The organism is Nonomuraea rhizosphaerae (assembly GCF_019396405.1).
Taxonomy (GTDB): Bacteria; Actinomycetota; Actinomycetes; order Streptosporangiales; family Streptosporangiaceae; genus Nonomuraea; species Nonomuraea rhizosphaerae.
The window spans coordinates 1-7,481 of sequence record NZ_JAHKRL010000139.1; the positions used below are offsets into that span (position 1 = coordinate 1).

General features: G+C 70.4%; 8 protein-coding genes. 5 read left to right on the top strand and 3 right to left on the bottom strand.

Features of this window, described 5'->3' with window-relative positions; translation table 11 throughout:
* Positions 1 to 109: 109 nt before the first annotated feature.
* Positions 110 to 478, top strand: coding sequence for a DUF2516 family protein (locus tag KME77_RS06850; RefSeq protein ID WP_219463062.1), 369 nt, complete (start codon positions 110 to 112; stop codon positions 476 to 478).
* 118 nt (positions 479 to 596) lie between these two features.
* Here KME77_RS06850 and KME77_RS06855 read toward each other — a convergent pair whose 3' ends face one another.
* Positions 597 to 1,151: an SGNH/GDSL hydrolase family protein gene (locus KME77_RS06855; protein WP_246609307.1), complete on the bottom strand. Its 555-nt coding sequence runs from the start codon at positions 1,149 to 1,151 to the stop codon at positions 597 to 599.
* 281 nt (positions 1,152 to 1,432) lie between these two features.
* Here KME77_RS06855 and KME77_RS06860 point away from each other — a divergent pair, with 281 nt between their 5' ends.
* The gene (locus KME77_RS06860) at positions 1,433 to 2,167 is read left to right on the top strand and encodes an alanyl-tRNA editing protein (protein ID WP_219463065.1); all 735 of its coding nucleotides are present in this window, start codon (positions 1,433 to 1,435) and stop codon (positions 2,165 to 2,167) included.
* Positions 2,168 to 2,193: 26 nt separating this feature from the next.
* Here KME77_RS06860 and KME77_RS06865 read toward each other — a convergent pair whose 3' ends face one another.
* Positions 2,194 to 3,288: a TetR/AcrR family transcriptional regulator C-terminal domain-containing protein gene (locus KME77_RS06865; protein ID WP_308250590.1), complete on the bottom strand. Its 1,095-nt coding sequence runs from the start codon at positions 3,286 to 3,288 to the stop codon at positions 2,194 to 2,196.
* A 105-nt stretch (positions 3,289 to 3,393) separates the two neighbouring features.
* On the opposite strand from KME77_RS06865, the gene KME77_RS06870 reads away from it, so the two are divergent.
* Entirely contained in the window at positions 3,394 to 4,485 is a 1,092-nt protein-coding gene (locus KME77_RS06870; protein WP_219463070.1) for an FAD-dependent monooxygenase, read from the top strand.
* Between the two features lie 50 nt (positions 4,486 to 4,535).
* Entirely contained in the window at positions 4,536 to 6,155 is a 1,620-nt protein-coding gene (locus tag KME77_RS06875) for a DUF2207 domain-containing protein (RefSeq protein ID WP_219463072.1), read from the top strand.
* A gap of 17 nt (positions 6,156 to 6,172) precedes the next feature.
* Here the strand turns inward: KME77_RS06875 and KME77_RS06880 are convergent, their stop codons facing one another.
* A complete protein-coding gene (locus KME77_RS06880; protein WP_219463074.1) occupies positions 6,173 to 7,078 on the bottom strand; it encodes an asparaginase in 906 nt (301 codons plus the stop codon).
* 61 nt (positions 7,079 to 7,139) lie between these two features.
* Between KME77_RS06880 and KME77_RS06885 the strand changes: the two genes are divergently transcribed.
* Positions 7,140 to 7,481 (top strand): D-aminoacyl-tRNA deacylase (locus KME77_RS06885; protein WP_219463076.1); only part of this gene is annotated, 342 nt, incomplete at its 3' end.

Genomic DNA, 7,481 nt, shown 5'->3' on the forward strand with positions numbered 1-7,481 from the left:
CTCGCGTTTTATCGCGAGACGGGCCTTTCCCTTGTGGGGGTGCCCGACTGTCAGGGCCGCCTACTAGGCTGGGGCCGTCGATCGCGAGCTTTGGGCGGAGCGAACCAACATGGAAATCATCAACGGTGGCCTGAACCTTCTTTTCCTGGTGCTCGCCGTCGTCATCCTCGGCATGTCGGGTTACGCGCTGCTGCACGCCGCGCGGGTGCCGACCAACGCGTTCGTGTCGGCGGGCAAGCTGCAGAAGAACCTGTGGCTGGTCATCCTGATCCTGGCCACGCTGTTCTCGGCGGCCGGCGCGTGGTCGTACTTCAACGCGTTCATGATGTACGGGGGCGCGGCGTTCATCGGGATCGGGCTGGGGTTCTTCTCGATCCTGGCGGTCATCGCCGCCACGATCTACATCGTGGACGTCAAGCCGGCCGTGAAGGGCATGGGCGGGCGGGGTGGCAACTCCGGCCCCTACGGGCCCTGGTAAACGCCTTTTCCGGGGTACGGCACGCATGGGCCGGCCCCAACCGCCGTACAGGGCTGAGGGCCTCCAGGGAGACGGCCGCTGACCGGATGGTGGCCGGGCGCCGACACGGCTCTGGCTCTTATCCGGCAGGCTGTTCACCCATGGCTTCCACCAGCCATCGGGCCAGCCGGAGATGGCCCTCAGCGGTGGGGTGGACGCCGTCGGGCAGGAGCTGCTCCGGCGCGGTGTGGGTGAGCTGCTGGTCCTTGAGCGGGTCCAGGAAGGTGACGCCTGCTTGCTCGGCCAGCTCTCTCAGGGCGTTGCGGACCTTGTAGGCCTTGGCCGGGGTGTCCTGGAGCCAGATCGGGCCGATCATGACGATGCGGGTCCTCGGCCAGTGGGCCCTGGTCTCCTTGAGGAGGTCGGCCGCCGCTTTTCGTGTCCTCGCCGGGGGCCACGGCTGGTCGTTGTGGCCGCCTGAGATGATCAGCAGGTCGGGGGCGGGGCGCCAGGACAGTTCGGACTCCCACGACTGGCGGAACGTGCGGTCCACGCGGCCCGTGTTGAGGTAGCCGGTGCCGCCCGCGCCCGCGATGACCGGCTGCCAGTGGAGTTGGCGGGCCGCCTCGGTCGCGTAGGTCTGCCAGGCGCGGACGGGGCCTGAGCCGACCGTGAAGCTGTCACCTACGAACATCACCACCGGAGACGCCGGGCCCAGTTGGCCTGCCTGGCCTGCCGCACTTGCCTGACTCCCTGCGCCTGCGGGGTTTGTCGGGCTTGCGGGGTTTATCGGGCCGGCTGAGGTGATCTTCACCGGGTTGCTCTGGGGCTCCGTGCGTTCTAAGGAAGTGTCGCGGGCCGCGCAGCAGCATCCTGATATAGCGCAAGAAATCACCAATATCGCGGCGGCTGGGGCAATCCTGGCTCGGTCCAGCAGGCCGCGCATAACCACCTCGGGGGCTCTAGGCTGCCGACATGACTCAAGACTTCCACGGGCGAACACAGCGGCTCGAGCTGTCGGATCAGAACCTGCGCGACTTCGAGGCCGTCGTCCTGGATGCGACACCCGAAGGGATCGTCCTGAGCAGGTCGGCATTCTATCCGGGCGGAGGCGGCCAGCCGGCGGATCACGGAGTTCTGCTGTGGCAGGGGGTGGAGACGCGGATCGTCGGGGTGCGCAAGAACGACGATCTCCACCTGATTCCGGCGGAAGGCGACCCGATCCCGCCGGCCGGCACCGTGGTGCGGGCGGCGGTGGCCGACGAGCGGCGCTCCGCGCTCATGCGTACGCACTCGGGGCTGCACGTGCTGTGCGGCGTCGTGTTCCGCGACTACGGCTCGCTGGTGACCGGCGGGAACATGGACGTGCTCAGCGCCAGGATGGACTTCAACCTGCCCGAGCTGCCGCCCGGCTTCAAGGAGGCGGTCGAGGACGCGTGCAACTCCGAGATCCAGGCCGACCGGCGCATCGACGTGAAGGTGCTGCCGCGCAAGGAGGCGTTCGAGATCCCGGACATCATCCGCACGGCCACCAACCTCGTGCCCGAGGACATCGACGAGGTCAGGATCATCGACATCGTCGGGCTGGACACCCAGGCCGACGGCGGCACGCACGTCGCCTCGACCAAGCAGATCGGGCGGATCAAGGTGGCGAAGATCGAGAGCAAGGGGCGCGGGTTCCGCCGCCTCCGCATAGCGATCTCCGACTGACAGCGCTCTGACTGACTGCGCTCCGGCTAACCTCGCTCCGACTGACTACGTTCCGGCTGGCCTTGCTCCGGCTGGCCTTGCTCCGGCCGGCCTTGCTCCGGCCGGCTCGGATGCGGGGCTCCTTCGATGACCGTGGTCAGGCCGTCGAGCAGAGGCCTGAGGCCGAACTCGAAGAGCCGGTCCAGGTTCAGGTCGAAATCGCCTCCCAGCCGCTCCACGACGGCCACGAACGTCGGGTACGCCCCCGAGTGCGCGATGGCCGTCAAGTGCGTGTCCTGGGTCCGCATCCACTCATCGCCGGTGAGACCCGTCGCCGCCTCCGCCTGGATCTCCAGCTCGATGTTGGCCGCGATGCCCTGGACGTAGCTGTACAGCAGGATGTGGACGTGCATCATGCTCTCCGGGTCGAGCCCGTGCCCCTCGACTGCGGCCAGGGCCCACTCGGTGTGCCTGAGCAGGCTCGGTGACGGCAGCGGCCTGGTCAGCGAGGTGATCCGGGCCATCCACGGGTGCCGCCGGTAGGCCGCCCATTGCAGGCGGGCCATCACCTCCAGCCGGGCCCGCCAGCCGTCCGGGGGCTCGGCGGGCAGCGGGAAGTCGGTGAGCACCGCGTCGACCATCAGCTCGACCAGGTCGTCCTTGCCGGCGACGTGGCGGTAGAGCGACATGGTGGCGACGCCGAGCCGCCCGGCGACCGCCCGCATGGACAGGGCGGCCAGCCCCTCGGCGTCGGCGATCTCGACGGCGGTGCGGACGACCCGCTCGCGCGTGAGGTCACGCGCGCCGGGCTCGTCCGGCCGGCCGCCACGCACGTCCCCGGAGAAGGCGCTACCGCGCGCGGAGACGCCGTCCTCGGAGGAAGGGCCGCCTCGCGAGGAAGCGGCCGTGGTCGCGGAGGGCGTCCGGGCCGGGGCGACCAGGGTGCCGACGCGTGGCTCGGCGACCACCACACCTTCCTGCGACAGCCTGGCCAGCGCCTTGGTGGCGGTGGCCAGGGCGACGTCCCAGTCTCTGGCCAGTTGCCTGGTGGACGGCACCCGGTCGCCGGGCCGCAGCTCGCCGTCGGCGATCCGGCGCTTGATGTCGTCCACGATCCGCGCGTACGGCGGCGCTCCGTCCACATGCCCTCCCTGTACTAGTACAGACATTATCGTATTCGCAGTTGCAAAGCCTGTATGTACGACGTACATTCACATCCGTACAACGTACACACAAGGGAGATCCCGATGAACGTCCTCATCTCCGGCGCGAGCGTCGGCGGCCCCGTCCTGGCCCACTGGCTCAAGAGGCAGGGCGCCGACGTGACCGTCGTCGAACGCGCCCCCGCGCCCCGCCGAGGCGGCCAGGCCGTCGACATCCGTGGCGCGGCCCTGGAGGTCGCCGCGCGCATGGGCATCCTGGAGCAGGCAAGAGCCCTGAAGACCGACATGCGCGGCATGTCCATGCTGGACGGCGACGGCAACGAGGTGATGCGCACCACCGAGGAGACGGTCAGCGGCGGCCGCCTCGACAGCCCGGACGTCGAGATCATGCGCGACGACCTGATCGCGCTCGTCATCGAGGCCACCAGCGGCGTCGAGTACCTCTACGGCGACTCCATCTCCGCGCTCCACCAGGACGACCAGGGCGTGGACGTCACGTTCGAGCAGGGCGGAAGGCGCAGGTTCGACTACGTGGTCGGCGCCGACGGCCTGCACTCGAACGTGCGCGGGCTGGTGTTCGGCGAGGAGTCGCGGTTCCTGCGGCACCTGGGCATGTACGTGGCCATCTACAGCGCGGACAACTTCCTCGGCCTCGACCGCTGGCAGATCTGGTACCGCGAGGGCGACGCCGGGTTCGGGATCTACACCGCTCCCGGGAACGCCACGATCAAGGTCAATGTCGGCTTCGCCGCCGGCCCGATCTCCTACGACCACCGCGACGTCGAGCAGCAGCGGCGGCTCATCCAGGAGCACTGCGGCGGCCTGCGCTGGGAGGCGCCCCGGCTGCTGAAGGCGATGTGGGAGGCCGGCGACTTCTACTTCGACACGATGGCCCAGATCACGATGGAGCGCTGGTCCGAGGGCCGGGTCACGCTGGTCGGCGACGCCGGCTACTGCGCCTCGCCGCTGTCGGGGCAGGGCACCAGCCTGGCCATGGTGGGCGCGTACGTGCTGGCGCAGGAACTGGGCGGGGACCCGCACGGGGCGTTCGAGCGCTATGAGACCCGGATGCGGCCTTTCGTCCAGACCAACCAGGACCTGGCTCTCGAGAACCCCGGCCAGGCCGCGGCCCCCGAGAGCGTCCAGCGGGCCGCGAACGCCATCACGCTGGACTGAAGAACAGACCTCGGTACCAGGATGGGGGCGAACCGATACGATTTGCCGCCATGACGGGTATGAGGCTGAAGCTGGCCGTACTGGGGGCCGTCCTGGGAGGGGCGGCGCTGACGCTGACCGCCGTCCCCGCCACGGCGGAGGCCGGGATCACCGACGAGGTGACCATGAGTCTCGCCAAGAACGGCACGCTGCACGTGGTGGAGAAGATCGACGGAAGCTCGGGGGAGCTCAAGCGGACCTTCCTCACCAGGACGCGTTACGACGACAACAACGACCGGCTCTACCAGATCTCGAACGTCAAGGGCGGCACGCTCACCGGCGACGTCCTGTCGATGAAGGCGCCGGGCACCGTCGAGTACGACGTCAAGGGAGCGGTGACCGCGGCGGGCGACATCGAGGAGCTGCGCTGGTTCGCGGTGAACGGCTGGAGCCAGCCGGTCACCAAGGCCACGGTCACGGTGACCGGGCCGGGGCAGGTCCAGAACCTCTCGTGCTTCGCCGGCGCCCTGACCTCGGCCATCGGCTGCACGTCCGCCTCCATGGACCACGGCGCCACCGAGGCCGTCTTCGAGCAGCAGAACCTCGGCGCCGGTCAGGCGCTGACCGTGGTCGTCGGCTACGCCAAGGGCTCGACCAGCGGCACGCCGATCCTGGAGCGGCGCTTCTCGCTGGCCGGCGCGTTCACCCTGAACGCCGTCACCGGAGGCGCGCTCGCCGCCCTGCTGGTGCTCCTGCTCGGCGGCGTCGCCCTGCTCTACTGGACGCGCGGGCGTGACGCCAGGGTCGTCGGGCATGATCATGGCAAGGTCGCCCCCGTACAGAACGGGCATTTCTCTCCGCCTGACGGGGTGCGGCCCGGCCAGATCGGCACGCTCGTGGACGAGCAGGCCGACGTGGTCGACGTCACCGCCACCATCGTGGACCTCGCCGTACGCGGCTACCTGCGGATCGACGAGCAGCCGCGGCAGACGTACGACGCGCCGGACTGGACGCTGGTCAGGCTGCCGAACGCGCCGGTCAACGCGCTGCTGCCGTACGAGAAGGCGCTCTACGACGCGATCTTCGACGGGCGGGACGTGGTGCTGCTGTCGCAGCTGTCCGGCTCGTTCGCCAGCCACCTGGGCAAGGTGCGCGACGCGCTCTACGCCGACGTGGTGACGCAGGGGTGGTTCGCCCGGCGTCCCGACACCGAGCGCACCCGGTGGACGGTCGCCGGGGTGGTGCTCATCGTCGTCGGCCTGCTGGCGACGGTGGCGCTGGCCTGGTTCACCACGTACGGGCTGCTCGGCCTGGCCGTGGTCATCGCCGGTGGCGCGCTGGCGGCCGGCGGGCCGTACATGCCCGCCAAGACCGCCAAGGGCTCGGCCGCGCTGGCGCACACGCTGGGCTTCCGCGAGTACCTGTTCTCCGGCGACCTCGGTGAGGTGCCCGAACAGCACCGGGTGGAGCTGTTCTCGCGTTACCTGCCGTACGCGGTGATCTTCGACGGCGTGGAGCACTGGTCGCGGGTCGTCGCCTCGGTCACCGGGAACGGGCACCAGGCCGACAACCTGTACTGGTACCACGGACCGGCCGAGTGGGACCTGTCCAAGTTCGCCGGGTCGATGCGCACGTTCACCACGACGACCTCCGGGGCGATCTCGGCCAGCCGCCAGTTCCGCACCCTCTGAGGGCGGACGAGCGGCCCTCAACGGCGGATACGCAGCTCGCCCACCGCACGCCCGCCGCCCATCAGCGGCGGGACGGCGAGCGCGTCGAACTCGGGCGCGTCGAGGCCGAGCGAGCGCAGGGCCGCCACGGTGACGGGCGTGCGGGCCCGCTGCGCGCCGTCCTCGACCTTGACCGCGCCGGCCCGCCCGTCCTCGAACACGAACGCGTCGAAGCCCTCCGCCCCCACCTTGACCATCAGGCCGGGCAGCGCCCGCATCAGCTCGGCCTCGGGCCGGTCGCTGCCGGAGGTCCACTCGGGGTGCGCGCGCATGGTGTCGAAGATCCGCCGTCCCAGGGCGTCCCCCTGGGCCAGCGCCTGGAACGCCCGCGTCACCCCGACCATCGAGACGAAGAACAGCGGCGCCCCGCAGCCGTCCACCCCCGAGGCGGCGACCCACTCGCCGGTCAGCTCCTCCACCGTGCGGCGGATCGCCCGCTGCAACGGGTGCGTGACCTCCAGGTACGTGGCCGTCGGCCAGTCGTTCAGCACGCAGGTGGCGAGCATGGCGGCGTGCTTGCCCGAGCAGTTCATGAAGACGCGGCCGTGGTCGCTCACGGCGCGGTCGAAGGGGTAGTCGTCGGGGCACAGCAGCGCGGACTCCGCCAGCCCGGCCCCCGCGAGGATCTTGCGCACGCCGTCCACGTGGTACGGCTCGCCGGAGTGGGAGGCGCAGGCCAGCGCGAGCAGCTCGCCTTCGAGCGCGAGCCCGGCGCGGAGCATCCCGAGCGCCTGGAGCGGCTTCATCGACGAACGCGGCGAGGCCGGAACGTGCACCGCGCCGTGCGCCTCGACCGGCTGCCCGGCGGCGTCCATGGTGAGCATCCGGGCATGATGGACGGACTCCACGAACCCGGAACGGACAACCTCCACGACCAGCGACATTTCCCGCCCCCCTTTCGGCACGAGTCTACGAAGCCTTTGACCTGGGCCAGAATGGGGTCCCATGCGAGCAGTAGTGCAGCGGGTGAGCACCGCGTCCGTCGTCGTGGCCGGCGAGACCGTCGGGGAGATCAACGGCCCCGGCCTGCTCGCGCTGGTCGGCGTCACCCACACCGACACACGCGAGCAGGCCCGCAAGCTCGCCGCCAAGCTGTGGACGGTGCGCGTCCTGGACGGGGAGAAGTCCTGCTCGGACGTGTCCGCGCCGCTCCTGGTGATCAGCCAGTTCACGTTGTACGGGGACGCGCGCAAGGGCCGGCGGCCGACCTGGCAGGCGGCCGCCCCGGGGCCGGTGGCCGAGCCGCTGGTGGGGGCCGTGGTCGAGGGGTTGCGGGCGCGCGGGGGG

Coding starts and splice junctions, on each gene's coding strand:
- KME77_RS06850 (WP_219463062.1), top strand. CDS start 110: ATGGAAATCATCAACGGTGGCCTGAACCTTCTTTTCCTGGTGCTCGCC.
- KME77_RS06855 (WP_246609307.1), bottom strand. CDS start 1,151: ATGTTCGTAGGTGACAGCTTCACGGTCGGCTCAGGCCCCGTCCGCGCC.
- KME77_RS06860 (WP_219463065.1), top strand. CDS start 1,433: ATGACTCAAGACTTCCACGGGCGAACACAGCGGCTCGAGCTGTCGGAT.
- KME77_RS06870 (WP_219463070.1), top strand. CDS start 3,394: ATGAACGTCCTCATCTCCGGCGCGAGCGTCGGCGGCCCCGTCCTGGCC.
- KME77_RS06875 (WP_219463072.1), top strand. CDS start 4,536: ATGACGGGTATGAGGCTGAAGCTGGCCGTACTGGGGGCCGTCCTGGGA.
- KME77_RS06880 (WP_219463074.1), bottom strand. CDS start 7,078: ATGTCGCTGGTCGTGGAGGTTGTCCGTTCCGGGTTCGTGGAGTCCGTC.